This is a genomic window from Christiangramia sp. LLG6405-1, from assembly GCF_045055805.1.
Taxonomy (GTDB): domain Bacteria; phylum Bacteroidota; class Bacteroidia; order Flavobacteriales; family Flavobacteriaceae; genus Christiangramia.
Map to the genome: position 1 here is coordinate 1,391,327 of NZ_CP159330.1, position 17,918 is coordinate 1,409,244.

Genomic DNA, 17,918 nt, shown 5'->3' on the forward strand with positions numbered 1-17,918 from the left:
TGTTTATCCTAATTATCTACTTAAGTATACTTTTCCTCTTCTTGGCTCAGTGCTACCATCTTTGAAGTCCAGGTAATAGAAGTAAACTCCTACTGGTAACAAACCGTCACCGAATGAACCTTGATTGCTGGTGCCATCCCAGTTTGGAGTATTTGCATTCCCCTTGTAAACTGAGTCACCCCATCTGTTGTAGATCTCAATAGTATAGTTAGGATAGAAATCTTCGATATATCTAATCTCGAAATCATCGTTTAATTGATCACCGTTTGGTGAAATACCTTCTGGTATGAAGAAATCACATTCCAGGCTAACGTTCACAGCAAGTCTTTGTGAGCTATCACAATCTGATGCCGGGTCGTATAGCGAAGCGAAATATGTCACTCCATCCTGAAGTGCTGTTCCAGTACTTAATGGATCAGTACTATCTGCACTTGCATACCAGGTTACATTTGAAGTCTGGTCTATTGCATCATTCAGGTCTGCGATCGTTGGATCGTCGAACTGGCAGAAAGTTTGATTTGCATCTTCGATCGTTGGAGTTCCAGGATCTGTAATGCTTACTTCGAACGTTGTAGCTGCAGATTCACAACCTGCATCTCCAAGTTGAGTTACATAGTAAGTTCCTTCAGTTAAAGGAGCATCATTAGCAACCATCATTGTAAGATTAGCATCAGTATAGAAAGTTAGATCTTCATTACCTGCTGTTAGATCTGCACCTGTTGGATCAAGGATCGCACAGAAAGTTGCATCACCAACTACAGGAGCATCTCCTACTTCCTGAACTGTAATTGTAAATTCAGCAGTATCATCTCCACAATCATTAATTGCGGCTACTGTATAAGTTACAGTGTAAGTTCCTGCATCAAAAGCTGAAGGATCCATCATTCCATCTGTAACAACAGTACCATCTTCAAGCGTGAATTCACCATTTGTATCAGCATCAACTGATAAGAAATCAAACAGATTCTGTACACCATCATTTTGACAAGCAGCGATGTCCATATCCATTCCTGCAAAAGCAGCATCCTGGACAGTAATTGTAAAGGTTGCAGATGCTTCGCCAGTTGTACATGGTGAATCTTCAGTAAGAGTATATGTAATTTCGAAATCACCTTCACCCATCATAGTAGGACTAAATGTACCGTCTTCATATCCTTCAAACCTTCCGTTTAGGTTTGCACCCTCAGGTAAATACGAGAATAAATCTACATCTTCAGCATTTCTACAGACTGGAGCAGGGTTATCTATCGTTCCTATTTCAGCAGGGATTTCGTCAACAAGGACTGCTGTTAGTTCAACATTATCAGTACAGCCTCCATTTGAAACAGTATAAGACGTGGTGAATGCAGTTTGATCTTCATTGTTGTTAAAATCTTCAATAATTTGTTGAATAGTAGGTTCGAACGTTCCATTTGTAGGTACATCTACATCAAGTAAATTAATGTAGAAGTTTCTCGTTTGAGTAAGCGTGAATGTCTCTACAGACGCTCTACAAAGCTCAACACTTTTATCAGCTCCAGCATCAATAGCTTCAATCACGGTTATTGTAAAATCAGCTGTGTCCATTGATCCAGGTGTTACACAATCAGAAGAATCATCAACTGTGTATGTAATTTGATAACCTTCATCATTCGGGCCCACTGAGGCATCAAACATTCCATCTATAACATTATCCCCGGTAAAGGTTCCTCCTGAAAATGAATTTACAGTCAAAAACTCTGAAAGATCTATCATGCCTTCTGAGATACAAACAGATTGATCTTCAATTACACCTGCTTCAGCATCCTGTAGGTTGTTGATAGTGATATCAATGGAGATAGTACCATCACCGCATCCTATTTCCAATGCATCAGTATATTGAAAAGTAAACGTTGCAGTCTCACCGCTTGGAGAACCAATATAGTCTGATAGATTACCAGCTTCAACTACTGCTTCACTATTATAGTTTTCTGAATCAAAATCTTCAACGCCAGCTTCCTCTATAAGAGTTTGTAAATAGTCGAGACTCTGCGCTTGTGATCCAATGAAATCTGCAGCCTCAGTAACACAAAGTGTTCTTGAAATTTCTGTAGAAACTTCGGAATCCTGAACAGAGATAATAAAGGTAGCAGTTTCAGTACCAGTAACACATGGTTGAGAATCAGCTACAGTGTAGGTGATTGTATAATCTCCTGCACCTGTAGAAGGGTCAAATGTATTATTAGTTACTCCTGTACCTGTAAATGTTCCTTCTGTATTTGCAGCTGGATCGTTATTGGTTAAGGTAGCAAGATCAATTACATCAGTGTTAGAACATACTGTTTCAATATTGTCAAAGCTACCTGCATTGGCTGGATCTGCTTCGATAATTGTAATAGTAAGATCTGCACTGTAATCACATTCTCCTTCAGAATAACTGTAGGTAGTTGTGAAATCCTGAATTGGATTCAGGTTGTACTGTCCTAGAAGGTCTAAAATTGGAGGAGTAAAAGTTCCATCTGTAGGCGTTCCTTCTGGAAGCAAACTGAAGTAGATGTCATCTATACTGTCGATATCATCGATAGCTTCATCAATTTCGTCATTACAGAAAGTGATCGCATTATCAGGAAGAGCAATTGCGCCTTCTCCCATGGTGAAAGCCAGGCTAGCTGAATCTTCACATGAAGTTCCTTCACCTACTGTATAAGTAGAATTGAATGGACCTTCAAGATTGTTATTGATGCTATTGGTAATACTTGCCACATTGGAAAAAGTTCCGTTTGCATCAGCATCAGCACTTAATAAGCTAGTAAGGTAGTCTGTAACTTCCTCTTCAGTAGCAGGGCTGGAAAAGATTCCACCACAAGCGATATTAGCATCGGTGTTGCTGTCACCTGCATTAGCAGAACTTTCTCCAACAGAGATAGTAAAAGTAGCAGTTTCAGTACCAGTAACGCAAGGTTGAGAATCAGCTACAGTGTAGGTGATTGTATAATCTCCTGCACCTGTAGAAGGGTCAAATGTATTATTAGTTACTCCTGTACCTGTAAATGTTCCTTCTGTATTTGCAGCTGGATCGTTATTGGTTAAGGTAGCAAGATCAATTACATCAGTGTTAGAACATACTGTTTCAATATTGTCAAAGCTACCTGCATTGGCTGGATCTGCTTCGATAATTGTAATAGTAAGATCTGCACTGTAGTCACATTCTCCTTCAGAATAGCTGTAGGTAGTTGTGAAATCCTGAATTGGATTCAGGTTGTACTGCCCTAGAAGGTCTAAAATTGGAGGAGTAAAAGTTCCATCTGTAGGCGTTCCTTCTGGAAGCAAACTGAAGTAGATGTCATCTATACTGTCGATATCATCGATAGCTTCATCAATTTCGTCATTACAGAAAGTGATCGCATTATCAGGAAGAGCAATTGCGCCTTCTCCCATGGTGAAAGCCAGGCTAGCTGAATCTTCACATGAAGTTCCTTCACCTACTGTATAAGTAGAATTGAATGGACCTTCAAGATTGTTATTGATGCTATTGGTAATACTTGCCACATTGGAAAAAGTTCCGTTTGCATCAGCATCAGCACTTAATAAGCTAGTAAGGTAGTCTGTAACTTCCTCTTCAGTAGCAGGGCTGGAAAAGATTCCACCACAAGCGATATTAGCATCGGTGTTGCTGTCACCTGCATTAGCAGTACTTTCTCCAACAGAGATAGTAAAAGTAGCAGTTTCAGTACCAGTAACGCAAGGTTGTGAATCAGCTACAGTATAGGTGATTGTATAATCTCCTGCTCCTGTAGACGGATCAAATATATTATTAGTTACACCTGTACCTGTAAATGTTCCTTCTGTATTTGCAGCTGGATCGTTATTGGTTAAGGTAGCGAGATCAATTATATCAGTGTTAGAACATACTGTTTCAATATTGTCAAAGCTACCTGCATTGGCTGGATCTGCTTCGGTAATTGTAATAGTAAGATCTACACTGTAATCACACTCCCCTTCAGAATAGCTGTAGGTAGTTGTGAAATCCTGAATGTTGTTTTGGCTGTATCTTGTCAGTAACTGTTGGATTGTAGGAGTAAAAGTTCCATCTGTAGGCGTTCCTTCTGGAAGCAAACTGAAGTAGATGTCATCTATATCGTCTACATCATCTACGGCTGCATCTATCTCATCATTACAGAAAGTGATAGAATTATTTGGTGCTGCATCTTGACAATCTTCTACGATAACTGTAACAGTCGCCGAATCTGAACATGTTCCATTATCAACAGTATAAGTGAAGTCTCCAGCAGTATCTGTTGATGGATCAAAAGTTCCATCACCAGGTGACCAAGTACCACCTAGATCTGGAGTTCCATTAAGAACATCAATTAAATTAATTGGATCGTCAGACGGGCTAAGAGTAACAGTTCCATTTTCTCCAGCATCTGGATTAGCAAGTACAGTCAAATTCAATTCTACATCATCTTCGCAACCTTCTTCTGTTGTAAATGTTGCTAAAGTTGTGAATGTCTGGAATGGGTTGCTGTTGTAATCATTTGCTAAACTAGCAATGGATGGATTAAAACTAACCTCTGATGGCAAGCTTCTGTTATCAACCAAACTAAGAAAAACAGCCGTTGGAGACTCACCATTACCTAATCTGGTTTGTAGATCGTCCTGGCAAATCGTTTCAGTAACATCGGCACCGGCGTCAAAATCTTCTAAAGTAACGATAACTCTCGCTCTGTCACTCATTTGAGTTTCGCAAGGAGGGAATGGATCGTTTCTGTCATTAACAATTTGAGAGGCGAAATAATCTTCCCCATCTATTAATTCTACATCGTCTGCTAAAGGAGAATTAGAAGCCATGCTTCTATACCATCTGATTGCTTGAGTATTTCCCTCAGTACCAGTGGCTACTAGATCAGCTACAGTAGCACCCTCACATAAATTTTGTGCACTTTCTGTATTTGGCGCTGGAGCTACTGTAGGATCGTAACCTACTGCTGCCCTCGTAGAAGGACAATTACCTTCTATAGAACTTACCTGTCCTACAAAGTAACTTTCATTAGGACTAAGTTCCTGATTTTCTGGTAAAGCATTACTTCCAGACTCATCTAAATAAACTTCTAAAGTATAACCGTTCTCAGTAATAAAGAGACCTTCAAGGTCTGCGACTGTGAAATTAGAAGAAATACACGGAGCAAGAGTAAAATCGTTTCTTCCAGGGAAAAGTGTATTGTCAGGAGTGTCTGCTGCAGCTACATTTACCGTAACGGATACTCTAGTGCAGTCTTCTGTTGTACTACCAATAAAATAAGTTTCTCCATTGGTAAGTAGTTCATTTCCATTTATGGGATCTGTATCATTGTCAGAATCAGCAGTTTCGTATATAGCTGAATTCGTGCCGTCACTAAATCTTAGATCATTTACTGTCTGCAAAAAACAGTAATTTTGATCTTGATCTGGTGTAGCGCATTGTCCGTAAGAGGACATTGTTCCTAAAATTAAGGATAAGGCAAAGAGATAAAATACTTTCCCTTTAAACCTTAAAGTAAAATTTTGCATAGGCTAGGTGTTAATTTTTAAATATTCGGTTAAAATAAAGTTGCACAAATATTAAAATAATTTTTAATATGTGTAGTTATTTTAAGAAACATCTTAACGTTTGATTCAAATAATGCTAAATATTGCAATTCAGGCAATTACAAATCTTAAATTTAAGAAAATTTAATTTATGTTAACAAAATATAAAATATTTTTACTCATCTGCGGACTTTTTACCGCCATTGGGAACTCACAAAATGATATTTCCACAGCAGAAAAGTTACTGAACTCTGGCAATGATAAGGCTGCTGAAACTCTGCTTCTTGAACATGAAACCGAACTAGAAGCCATTGAATTATTAGGTGATATCTATAGCTTCAGAAAAAATTGGGATATGGCGATCTCTAAGTATGAGCAACTTGTAAAAGCGAAGCCTAACGATAGTAATTATAATTTCAAATTAGGCGGAGCAATGGGGATGAAAGCCTATTATGGATCAAAATTTCAAGCAGCTATGCTTATTGGAGATGTTAAAAAATATCTATTAAAAGCTGCTGAGCTGGATCCAAACCACTCCGAATCAAGGCGTGCGCTAGTAGAACTCTATATGCAGATTCCAGGATTTGTAGGAGGAAGCCAGACAATTGCTGAGAGTTATGCTTCAGAACTACATCGAATTAATGAATTGGATGGTCTTTTAGCAGACGCTTACATCTATAAATTCCTGGACTACCAAAAGCTTGCGGAGACTAAATACGAAGCGGCAATTAAACTTTCACGAAGAAAACCGGAGTTTATCACCAGAAACTATTTGAATTATGAACTTGCTGAAGTTTCGGCAATTTATTCGATCGAACTGGATCATGGCCAAAGTCTTATCCAACGTTATATTAAAAACTACGGTTATAAAGACATAAAAGATCCATCATGGGCTTACTATAGATGGGCTCAGATAGAGAGATTAAATCAAAATCAGGATGTCGCTTTGAACTATATAAAGAAGTCTCTGCAGATTGCACCTAACTTCGATAAAGCGCTCATCGAAAAGCAGAAAATTCAGAGAATGTAATATTCAGCCCTCATATTACATTTATATTTGTACAAATCTTTTCCATGAACATACATTTTATAGCCATCGGTGGTAGTGCAATGCATAGTCTTGCGATCGCACTTCAGCGAAAAGGGTATCATATTACTGGCAGTGATGACGCTATCTTTGAACCTTCCAGATCGCGTCTCGAAAAGGAAAATATACTTCCGCAGAAAATGGGATGGGATGTCGGTAGAATAACCGCAAACCTGGATGCTGTAATCTTAGGAATGCACGCAAGAGAAGATAATCCGGAGTTAATGAAGGCGAAGGAGTTGGGTATTAAAATATATAGTTATCCAGAATTTATTTTCGAACAATCAAAGAATAAGACCCGGGTAGTTATAGGTGGCTCACATGGTAAAACTAGTATTACTTCAATGATTCTACATGTGATGAATTATCATGACAGGGATATTGACTATATGGTGGGTGCAACTCTAGAAGGTCTGGACAATCCTGTTCATTTGACCCTGGAGAATGATTTTATTGTTATTGAAGGAGATGAATATTTAAGTTCTGCCATCGATAGACGCCCGAAATTTCATCTTTATCATCCAAATATCGCCTTGCTGAGTGGTATTGCATGGGATCATATCAATGTATTCCCAACGTATGAGAACTATGTAGAGCAATTTAAAATCTTTATCAATTCTATCGTTAACGGCGGAATACTGGTTTACAACGAAGAAGATCAAACGGTAAAGGAACTTGCAGAGACTACGGAAAATCCCATTAGAAAGCATGCATATCATACGCCAGATTATCACACAGAAGATAATACTACGATACTGGATGCCCCGGAAGGTGAATTACCGCTGGAGATATTTGGTAAGCACAATATGAATAATCTTGCGGGATCAAAATGGATTTGCCAGCATATGGGTATTGATGAAGATGACTTTTACGAGGCTATAGCTACCTTTAAAGGAGCGTCGAAAAGACTGGAAAAGGTTGCCGAAACCTCCAATGGAGTTATTTTTAAGGATTTCGCACATAGTCCATCCAAGGTTGCTGCTACCACTGCCGCAGTTAAGGAGCAGTATCCAAACAGAAAATTGATTGCCTGCCTTGAGTTACATACTTATTCCAGCTTAAATGCAGACTTTTTGAAGGAATATAAAAATACGTTGGAAAAGGCAGATGAAGCACTGGTATTTTATTCTCCTGATGCGGTTGCGATAAAAAAACTAGCTGATGTTTCTGAAGATCAGATTGAACAAGCATTTCAAAAGCAAGGCTTGAAAATATATACAAATCCTCAAAATTTTGAGGCTGAGCTGAAAAACTTAGGTTTTAATAACTCTGTATTGCTAATGATGAGCAGTGGTAATTACGGCGGTTTGGATATGGAATCTCTAAAAAAACTTATCTAATGCTGCTATTAGCTCATATTGATCTACTTTAGAGTATGAGCGAAAATTCATCAAAAAGTATAAAAACATGGGCGGAAGATGATCGTCCAAGGGAAAAGCTTTTGTCAAAGGGGCGTCTGGCTCTAAGCGATTCAGAATTACTGGCAATTCTTATTGGTTCTGGTAGTAAGAACGAGTCGGCTGTCGAGCTATCGAAAAGAATTCTTGCTCAGTCTGAAAACAATCTCAATCAATTGGGAAAGTTCAGCATTGGGCAACTCTGTCAGTTCAAAGGAATCGGAAGCGCAAAGGCTGTAGTGATCACCGCCGCGCTAGAATTAGGTAGAAGACGACGGCTTGAGGAAACTCTGGAATTAAGTAAAATATCCTCAAGTTCTTCAGTTTTTGAAATAATGCAGCCAATCATAGGGGAATTACCTCATGAAGAATTCTGGATCTTATATCTTAATAATAGCAATAAAATCCTGGAGAAATTTCAGATAAGCAAAGGAGGAATTACCGGGACTCTTGTAGATGTTCGAATAAGCTTGAGAAAGGCTTTAGAAATAGGTGCGGTATCTCTTATCTTGACCCATAACCATCCAAGTGGAAATTTACGTCCTAGCGAAGCAGATAAGCAGCTAACGCAAAAGCTTAAAACTGCTGCGGAAAGCCTTGATATTAAAATTCTTGATCATATCATTGTTACTGAAAAGTCATATTTTAGCTTTGCCGACGACGGAATTCTATAAGACTTCAATAAATGCTTCTAATTTATACCCAGAAAGTTACACCACGAATTGTTTACATATTCAAGCATTTATGTACACACATTCTGGGGATTCCCATCAACTTTACCTCCAAGATCGAAGAGTTTATTGCTCATGACGGCCCAAAATTAAGCTACGGAAAACAGGCGTTGGGGAACGAATTTTTTATACAGAATGTAGATCTTCTCTTGGAGCAGGGCTTTTCAGAAATAGAAATCAAGGTGCAACCATGGGATGACACGATTGGATTTTTTGCCCTGGCAGAATCCAGTGATCTGCCCTTTGACATATTCGCCGCTTCTTTCTACCTGCTTAGCAGATATGAAGAATATTTACCACATGTAAAAGACGAATTTGGAAGATTCCCTGCATCTGAAAGCATTGCATTCCAGGAAAACTTTTTGCATAAACCAATTGTGGATATCTGGGCTTATAAGTTTCAGGAAATACTGATGGAGCGTTTCCCTCAGTTAGAACACAAAAAAAGAGCTTATCATAACAATACCATTATTACTTCAGAAAACACATTCATTTTTAAGAATAAAGGTTTTCTAAGAAGCTTTGTTGGTCTGCTATCAGATCTAGTGCAGTTTAATATAGGGAAGGTAATAGATAGATTGCAGGTATGGATCCGGATCAAATCAGATCCCAATGATACTTTTGAAGATCTTATTAGCATCATTAGAGAAGATAAGATCGAAACTTTGTTCATGTTTCAATTAAGCGATTTTTCTAGGCATGATCGAAATATAAGCCACAATAGGATTCCGCACAGAGCAGTTATCAAGTCGGTAGCAGACTACTCAAAAGTTGGATTGTTGATGGGTTATTATGCAATGGAAGATATCAAAAATCTGCGAAAGGAGAAATTGAGACTAGAGGATATAGTGCATAGTTCTGTCGAACATGCGATGAATCATCAGTACAATCTCAGGCTCCCGGATCAATACAATAACCTCATTGAGCTGGAGATCAATAATGATTACTCTATGGGTTACCCGGATAAACTTGGCTTTAGAGCGGGTACTTGCACTTCTTACCTTTTTTATGACATTAATATGGAAGTGACCACGCCTCTAAAGGTTCACCCGTATGCGTTCAATTCGAATGTAGTAGCTAAAATGACCCGCAATAAATTAAATGAAGATCTTCGCAGGATCATATTGGAAACAAAGGAAGTTCAAGGGACTTTAAGATCTGTATTTTCTAATCATGATTTTTCGCAGTATTCAGATTCCAATTCTTATTTTTCAGTATTAAACCAGATTCATGAAATTGACTAATATCCGGGACGTATATTTTGATCTCGATCATACGCTGTGGGATTTTGATAAAAATTCATCACTCGCATTTCAGGAAATTTTTGAAGATCAGAAGCTAGAAATAGAACTTCAGGAATTTCTAAAGATCTATATGCCTATAAACCACCAGTACTGGAAATCTTATCGAAACAATCTGGTTAGCAAAGAGGATCTTAGGTACGGAAGGTTGAAAGATAGTTTTGAAGCCCTAAAGTTTGAGGTAAATGATACTTTAATCTCAAAAATGTCTGAGGATTATATAAATTACCTTCCTAATAATAATCACTTACTGGATGGTGCAGTGGATATTCTAAGGTATCTATCGGCCTCTTATAATTTACATATTATCACCAATGGTTTTGAGGAGGTTCAGCATTTAAAAATGGAGAAATCGGGCATCCTTGAATATTTCAGAACGGTGACAACTTCGGAAGAAGCAGGAATAAAGAAACCGCATTCGCTCATCTTTGAAAAAGCCATCGGAAAGGGAACTGGTAAACCCGAAACTTCAGTAATGATAGGTGATAATTTCGAAGCAGATATTTGTGGGGGTCATCAATACGGCATGAAGGTTATCTATCTGGATTCCAGTGAAGATAATTACAGTACTGAACATCCCCGTATTCAAAAGTTAAAACAACTAAGGGATTATCTATAATAACAAAGATTAGGTATTTTCGTAGACTAAGAAAGCTTTCCCGTGTCTAGACAAATCCACATTCCCAAAACAATTGCAGGCCTGTTTCTACTGGCGCTCTTCACCTCATGTTTTAAAGATGTAGACCTTAGCCAGACAGAGGATATTCAAATTACGCCAGATATTGATGTCGATATCATTTATTACGATCTCAACAAAGATGACTTCTTCGATTCTGACACTGGAGAGTTCACGGCTATCATAAGAGATACGGTCAGGCTTGAATATCTTGATGACAGTTATATGCAGGATGGTCTAACCTATGCAGAATTCAGGTTTCGGCATGAAAATAGTTTTCCTTATGCTGTAAGAAGTGAGCTGAATTTTTTAAACGACCGAAACAGGAAGGAATTTGATGTGAACTATATCATCCCGGCTGGTAGTGATACGATGATCTCTATAATTGATACGCTTCATATCGTACAGGAATCAAATATAAATCAGGTTAAGAATTCTATAGAACTTGCTGTGGAATTGGAACTTTTAGAGCCTTCTAAAAGTCTTGAAGGGAATTTGAAATTTTCATCCAGAGGATTATTCAGACTAACTTTTTAACATGAGAATAGCAATAGTACTGCTTATCTTCTTCTATTGTAGCTCTGTATCCGGGCAAAATAAACCCTTGCTTTATAATGTGGATGACCTGCCACAGGCATTGCTTCAGAATCCAGGGGCGAGGATCGATTTTACAAGACATTTTGGAATTCCGTTGTTTTCCCAAATTCATTTTGCTGTAGGTTCAACAGGTGTTACTGCTAAAGATATTTTTGAAGATGATGGGCGTAATATCAATGCAAGAATTCAAAGCGCTATCAGGAATCTTACTTCAACAGATTTTTTTTCTATTAATGAGCAGATAGAGATCGTTTCCTTTGGATGGAAAATGGGTAATAGAGGTTATTTTTCTGCAGGTGCATATCAGGAAGCTGATATCTTTGCGTACTTCCCCAGTGATCCTGCAAAACTTGCTTTCGAAGGTAATGCAGATTATATAGGGCGACCCTTCCGATTCGACGATGTTAGCTTTACAGGAGAGGTGCTTACTGTATACCACGCAGGCTTCAACTACAAAATGGATTCTAAACTCACCGTTGGTGGTCGCGTTAAGCTGTACTCCGGAATCTTTAATGTTGAAAGTGTGGACAACGAAGGAACATTTACAACATATAGTACTCCTGGAGAAGAAAATTTTTATAATCACGAAATTGATGATTTCAATATTTTAATAAATACTTCTGGCTATGCAAGTCTTCGTGATGAAGAGGATATGACCGTTGACCAGGCAGCTGCTGAACTTCTTAGTAGGTCTTTCTTTGGTCAGAATGTGGGAGTAGGAGTAGATGTTGGATTTCATTATAGAGTGACTGGACAATTCTCTGTAAATGCTTCTATAAGAGATCTCGGTTTGATGTTTCACCAAAAGGATATTGAAAATTCCAGATATTTTGGATCTTATGACTCAAGTGGTTTAGAACCGCTGTTTCCGGAATTGGATAATGAAGAGACCATTCCTTACTGGGACGTTTTAGAAGAGCAATTTGATGCGAATCTAAAAGACGTAAAAACTTATAGCGAATATAATACCTGGCGTCCATTAAAATATAATGCTTCCATACAATTTGGAACTGGCAAGTCGATCTTACCTTGTGACTATTTGATTAGCAAGAAGCCGCGCTATATGAATTTATTCGGAATGATAGTTTCCGGAGTCAATCGTCCTAAGGGTCCTACCTATGGTGTCACTACTTACTGGGACAGGAAAGTAAACGATTATTTCAGATTTAGAGTGGCTTATGGTTTGGATCAATTTTCGCGGACAAAGTTTGGGGTAATGGCTTCCAGTAGATTTAAAAACTTTAATGCTTATATCGCAGTAAATGATATCATTGGCTATACCAACCTTGCCAATGCGCATAGTGCATCTTTGCAATTAGGCATACAATACGTATTTAAAGACTTATGAAAAAATTAATAATATTAGCAGCAATGATTTTTTATGGGAACATCTTTTCCCAGGATCTGAATAATTATAAATATATAATTGTCCCTGAAAGCTATGACATTCTTGGCAAAACGAACCAGTACCAATTGAATGCCCTTACAAAATTCCTATTTGAAAAGAATGGTTTTCAAACTATTATGAAAACTGAAACCTGGCCAGAAGATCTTCAGCAAAATCCTTGTCTGGGCTTAAGTCCGGTTCTAGTAGAAGATTCTGGTTTATTTGTAACCAAATTGCATATAGAACTTCAGGACTGTAAGGGAATGACCGTCTATAAAACTCGTGAGGGAAGGAGTAAGGAGAAAGATTTTCAGGCTGCCTACCAGGAATCTTTTCGAGATGCTTTTCAGGAACTGGCTGATTTGCAATATGAGTATAAATCTAACTCAGGTATTGCTGAATCGGTCAAAGAGTCAAGTGAGACTTCTTCTGTGAAAGAGGTACGTAATATAACTTCTGAAGCAAAAGATGAGGTTGTTCCAGAATCTGAAAGTGATGTCGCGCATGAAGTAGTAGCTGAGGAAAAAATTGATCTGTCAGTAGGAAGTGAAGTTGAGGGAGATTTAAATTCTCTGGAAAATAGTCGATGGGTCTACGTTGATGCTGTTTTTGAATTAAGAGCCTACAATTCTAACTATGCCTTATACCAGCTGAATGCTCCTGAACCTATAGCGCTATTATTGAAGACTAATAAACCCAACGAATTCGTATATAGATCGCTCCTGAATAGTGGAACCGTATCTTATCGCAAGAATTTAGAATTAGAAATTAGCTACTTCGACAGTAAGACTAATCAGCAGGAATCACTATTACTAAAATCGTATAATTAATAACCATACTTTTTTTGCCAGCGCTTCCGAAGAAATTCACGTTGAGCATTTTCACGTTGATTGTTTCCGGGTTCATAGAAGGTAGTGCCAGCGATATCATCTGGAAGAAACTCTGCTGCAACGAAATTACCTGCGTGATTATGGGCATATTTATAATCTTTTCCGTAACCTATATCTTTCATTAATTTAGTGGGCGCATTCCTGATCGCCAGAGGAACCGACAGATCACCAGTTTTCTTTACCAAACTTTGAGCTTTATTAATAGCCATGTAGGCTGCGTTGCTCTTAGGTGAAGTTGCCAGGTAGGTCACGCACTGACTAAGTATGATTCTTGCTTCCGGATATCCAATTGTATTCACCGCCTGGAATGAATTATTAGCTATGACCAGGGCGGTTGGATTTGCGTTCCCAATGTCTTCGCTCGCCAGGATCAATAACCTTCGTGCAATAAACTTCACGTCTTCACCTCCTTCGATCATTCTTGCCAGCCAGTAAACTGCAGCATTTGGATCACTCCCTCTAATAGATTTGATAAATGCAGAAATAATATCGTAATGCTGTTCCCCCGTTTTATCATAGAGAACGGTATTTTGCTGAACCTTCTGAAGCACAAGATCATTAGTGATCTTTACATTTACTTCTTCTGAAGTGACTAGTAACTCAAAGATATTCAGAAGTTTCCTGGCGTCTCCACCACTTAATCTCAATAAAGCTTCAGTTTCTTCTAGCTGTACATTTTTAGCCGAAATTACCTTGTCCTGTTCCATAGCCCTCTTCAAGAGATCTACCAGGTCTTCTTTTGAGAACGGTTTCAGAATATAAACCTGACATCTGGACAAAAGGGCAGATATGACCTCAAAACTTGGATTTTCTGTGGTAGCACCAATTAAAGTAACCCATCCTTTCTCTACAGCTCCAAGTAGAGAGTCCTGTTGAGATTTACTGAATCGATGGATCTCATCAATAAAAAGAATCGGACTTTTAGTAGTGAACAAACCATCACTTTTCTTGGCTTTTTCAATAATCTCACGTACATCTTTTACTCCACTACTAATTGCGCTTAGGGTGAAGAATGGTCGGCCGGATTCCGAAGCTATGATATTTGCCAGTGTGGTTTTGCCTACACCAGGAGGTCCCCATAAGATCATGGAAGGAATAATTCCTTGTTTTATTTGCTGTCGCATAGCACCATTCTTACCAATTAAGTGATGCTGACTCAGGTAATCATCAAGAGTTTTAGGGCGCAATCTTTCTGCTAGTGGTTGACTCATGGGTGTTTTGTCTGACAAGTTAACATCCTGAACTATTTGGATGCTTTTTTGTAATATTAATTAAAATTGAATACAATTTGAAACCATCCTCTCCATTTGTTTTTACCAGCGGCACAATAGGGTATCCTTTATTATTCGTGTTGATGATCTGGATAGTTTTCTGGGCAGAGCTTCGATTCAATTTGAATTTAGCGCCCTTCGGTGTAAGGCCGGGTGAAGCGATTGGGCTTCGAGGAATCGTTTTCTCACCCTTTATACACTCAGATATCAAGCATCTTTTCAATAATACAATTCCTTTATTCATATTGTCCCTTGCCTTATTTTACTTTTACAGGCCTTTACGCTGGAAGGTGTTGTTAATTGGTCTCGTTTCAACCGGTTTGATTACATGGATTATAGGTCGACCGGCAAATCACATTGGAGCTAGTGGAATCATCTATTTACTTGCAGCATTCCTTTTCTTCAAGGGAATCTTTTCTAAGAATTACCGGCTCGTAGCCTTGTCGCTAATAGTAGTATTTGTTTACGGTGGGTTGATATGGTATGTAACTCCAATAGATCCAAAGATTTCGTGGGAGGGACACCTGGCTGGTCTACTGAGTGGACTAGGTCTGGCTGTAATCTTCAAAAAACAAATCGCAAAACCTCCTAAATATCATTGGGAATCTTCAGATTTTAAAGATTCTGAAGATTTATTTATGCAGCATTTTGACGAAAATGGAAATTTTGTAGATAACCTGCCTTTTCAGAATATGGAAGAGGAGGAAACCGAGTATAACTACATCTATACCGAAAAGTTAGACGACAAGAATTAACTTCTTTGTCTAACAGTTTCGTAAAGCACCGCTCCACAAGCTACAGATACATTCAAAGAAGCGATCTCTCCAAGCATAGGTAGTTTTGCCCTAAAGTCTGCTAGCTTAAGAATCGAATTTGAAACCCCTTTAGCTTCATCACCCATTACAATTGCCACAGGTTGCTTAAGATCAATATCGTAAACGGTGTCATCCGTTTTTTCAGTAGCTGCAACAATCTTGACATCATAAGTTTGTAGATGAAATAATGCATCTTTAATATGATCTACTTTGCAAATTGGTACTTTGAACACGGCTCCAGCTGAAGTTTTCACCGTATCGGCATTAATAGGAGCAGATCCTTTTTCCTGTACAATGATGCCATCTACTCCACAACATTCTGCGGTTCTAATAATGGCTCCAAAATTTCGTACATCTGTAATTCCATCCAGTAGAAGGTAAAGTGGAATAGTACTTTTATTTTGAACAGATTCGACAAGATCATTAAGACTTACAAAACTTATTGGAGATATATTAGCTACGACTCCCTGGTGATTACCCTTGCTGAGTTTGTTTAATTTCTCAATTGGCACATAGGATACGGTGAAAGATCCGCTCTTTAGGTGACGGTTCAACTCCTGAAACAAGCTTCCGGCTAAACCTTTCTGGATAAATACCTTTTCAATACTTTTTCCACTTTCTATAGCTTCAATCACAGCTCGAATTCCGAATATTGTTGTAGTTTCTTCCATGCTTCAAAGTTAGTACAATTATATCCTTCGAGAAATGAATAATAAAAAAAAGCCACCCATTTGGGTGGCTTTTCATATTGAATTAATTCAATATTTATTCATCATCTTCCTCAGTCGCTGGACCAGGGTAAGTTGATTGATCTGGTGTAGTCGTATCCCAGAATACTGGTGTTTGAGCATCATCACCACCAATTGCACCAGCAGCATCAATGTAGTTAGCATTGTTTAAGTTCTGCTCGTCGATTGGATAAGTATATCTAAGTGGAACGAAAGTCTCATTATCTGTTGGGATATTGAAAACCGGATCGTCATATAATCTCCATGTAGACCATCCTTCAGCAGGGTTATCATACATTGCTATCCAGAACTGAGTTGCAAATTGCATTTCAGAACCATCATATGCTACATCACCTTGTGATAGGTATTCTTCAGTTTCATCACTAGAAGCACCCCAATACTCCATAGAAGCAGTAATCGCTGCGTTATAGTGAGTCTCAGCATCACCAGGAACATTATATCCAAGTTCAGCTGCTCTAGAAAGATTAAATCTAACTTCAGCATAGTCTAAAAGAATTCCTTCTCTTGTAGGATCAAGGAATATATCTCCAATATGAGTAAAAGAACCATAGTTGTTACTTCCACCATAATCACCACCAATGTAACCATCAGCAATGTTATCATCAAAATACACCATTCTTCTTGGGTCTTCAAACTGGTTCATGTAATCAACGATTGTTTCAGAAGCAAGAAAGTCAGCTCTACCACTCTGTACCAAATCTTCCCAAAGTGGGTTCGTGTTCGGTGCATTAGATTGGTAGTTGATTGCTGCGATATCATCGTTTGATGTGAAAAGACCAGCAGCAGCTGCTGACTCAACAGTAGCCTGAGACAATGATGGATTAACATCTTGAAGTCTCATACCTAATCTTAATTTCAATGAATTTGCGAACATCGACCATTTGGCCATATCTCCAGCGTAAACAACATCAGATCCACTATAGCCTTGACCTGCAGATAGCATTGCAGTGACATTATCTAATCTTGAGATTAGATCTTCATAGATAGTTGCTGCATCATCATACTCAGGATTAGGGAATTCGTTAGGTTGTAAGGCTTGAGTATATGGAATATCTCCAAAACCATCAACTAGCAGGTGCCAGCCGTAAACCTCCATAACTTCCAATTGGCCTAAACGTGCATCTTTTTGATTCTGGGAAAGTTCAGTATTTTCATTTACAACTCTCTTAGCATCCTGAAGATCGTAGATAACATCGCGATAATATTCGCTCCAAACTGCATCTGGATTTTGTCGAGCAGTAAAATCATAGTTAGGCTCATCAGTATAAGTCGTGGTAGTTAAATACTGTCCTAGAAACCTGTAGATAGGTTCATTTACGTTAGGACTGGCGGTGTAATCACCAACACTTACCGTAGCGGCAGTAAATAAGAATTCTGAAGCTACAGCATCGGGGTTTTTAGGATCCCGGTTTAAATTTTCATACTGTTCATCACTCTGGCAGGACCAAAGCATTGCAACAGCTGAAAGAGCAACAATATATTTTTTCATAG

13 protein-coding genes are annotated in these 17,918 nt (G+C 38.4%); 9 read left to right on the forward strand and 4 right to left on the reverse strand.

Annotated elements, in window-relative coordinates; translation table 11 throughout:
• Positions 1-12: 12 nt before the first annotated feature.
• On the reverse strand, positions 13-5,382 hold the full coding sequence (locus ABVM50_RS06375) for a gliding motility-associated C-terminal domain-containing protein (RefSeq protein WP_405200460.1): 5,370 nt from the start codon (positions 5,380-5,382) through the stop codon (positions 13-15).
• A 295-nt stretch (positions 5,383-5,677) separates the two neighbouring features.
• Between ABVM50_RS06375 and ABVM50_RS06380 the strand changes: the two genes are divergently transcribed.
• Genes ABVM50_RS06380 through ABVM50_RS06415 form a run of 8 tightly spaced genes read left to right on the forward strand, consistent with a single transcriptional unit; the run spans position 5,678 to position 13,532 of the window.
• Positions 5,678-6,556 (forward strand): tetratricopeptide repeat protein, encoded by an 879-nt coding sequence (locus ABVM50_RS06380; protein WP_405200461.1) that lies wholly within the window; start codon positions 5,678-5,680, stop codon positions 6,554-6,556.
• Between the two features lie 44 nt (positions 6,557-6,600).
• Complete coding sequence (locus ABVM50_RS06385) at positions 6,601-7,953, forward strand: UDP-N-acetylmuramate--L-alanine ligase (protein ID WP_405200462.1); 1,353 nt, start codon at positions 6,601-6,603, stop codon at positions 7,951-7,953.
• A 35-nt stretch (positions 7,954-7,988) separates the two neighbouring features.
• Positions 7,989-8,684 carry a DNA repair protein RadC gene (gene radC / locus ABVM50_RS06390; protein WP_405200463.1) on the forward strand — a complete coding sequence of 232 codons (696 nt, stop codon included), beginning with the start codon at positions 7,989-7,991 and terminating at the stop codon, positions 8,682-8,684.
• Between the two features lie 11 nt (positions 8,685-8,695).
• Entirely contained in the window at positions 8,696-9,985 is a 1,290-nt protein-coding gene (locus ABVM50_RS06395; RefSeq protein WP_405200464.1) for a polysaccharide deacetylase family protein, read from the forward strand.
• The gene (locus ABVM50_RS06400) at positions 9,972-10,661 is read left to right on the forward strand and encodes a YjjG family noncanonical pyrimidine nucleotidase (RefSeq protein ID WP_405200465.1); all 690 of its coding nucleotides are present in this window, start codon (positions 9,972-9,974) and stop codon (positions 10,659-10,661) included. The genes ABVM50_RS06395 and ABVM50_RS06400 overlap by 14 nt, the downstream gene beginning before the upstream one ends.
• Before the next feature lie 42 nt (positions 10,662-10,703).
• Positions 10,704-11,255, forward strand: a complete 552-nt coding sequence (locus ABVM50_RS06405) for a hypothetical protein (protein WP_405200466.1) — start codon at positions 10,704-10,706, stop codon at positions 11,253-11,255.
• 1 nt (position 11,256) lies between these two features.
• Positions 11,257-12,663 (forward strand): DUF5723 family protein, encoded by a 1,407-nt coding sequence (locus ABVM50_RS06410; protein ID WP_405200467.1) that lies wholly within the window; start codon positions 11,257-11,259, stop codon positions 12,661-12,663.
• Positions 12,660-13,532: a hypothetical protein gene (locus ABVM50_RS06415; protein ID WP_405200468.1), complete on the forward strand. Its 873-nt coding sequence runs from the start codon at positions 12,660-12,662 to the stop codon at positions 13,530-13,532. Before ABVM50_RS06410 ends, ABVM50_RS06415 begins: the two co-directional genes overlap by 4 nt.
• On the opposite strand, the gene ABVM50_RS06420 is transcribed toward ABVM50_RS06415, so the two are convergent.
• The gene (locus ABVM50_RS06420) at positions 13,529-14,803 is read right to left on the reverse strand and encodes a replication-associated recombination protein A (protein ID WP_322301936.1); all 1,275 of its coding nucleotides are present in this window, start codon (positions 14,801-14,803) and stop codon (positions 13,529-13,531) included. The genes ABVM50_RS06415 and ABVM50_RS06420 overlap by 4 nt on opposite strands.
• 77 nt (positions 14,804-14,880) lie before the next feature.
• On the opposite strand from ABVM50_RS06420, the gene ABVM50_RS06425 reads away from it, so the two are divergent.
• Positions 14,881-15,618: a rhomboid family intramembrane serine protease gene (locus ABVM50_RS06425; protein WP_405200469.1), complete on the forward strand. Its 738-nt coding sequence runs from the start codon at positions 14,881-14,883 to the stop codon at positions 15,616-15,618.
• Here ABVM50_RS06425 and rlmB read toward each other — a convergent pair.
• Both rlmB and ABVM50_RS06435 read right to left on the reverse strand, forming a co-directional pair.
• Entirely contained in the window at positions 15,615-16,349 is a 735-nt protein-coding gene (gene rlmB, locus ABVM50_RS06430) for a 23S rRNA (guanosine(2251)-2'-O)-methyltransferase RlmB (RefSeq protein WP_405200470.1), read from the reverse strand. The two genes, ABVM50_RS06425 and rlmB, sit on opposite strands and share 4 nt — an antisense overlap.
• Before the next feature lie 94 nt (positions 16,350-16,443).
• Positions 16,444-17,916 carry a SusD/RagB family nutrient-binding outer membrane lipoprotein gene (locus ABVM50_RS06435; protein ID WP_405200471.1) on the reverse strand — a complete coding sequence of 491 codons (1,473 nt, stop codon included), beginning with the start codon at positions 17,914-17,916 and terminating at the stop codon, positions 16,444-16,446.
• Positions 17,917-17,918 lie beyond the last annotated feature (2 nt).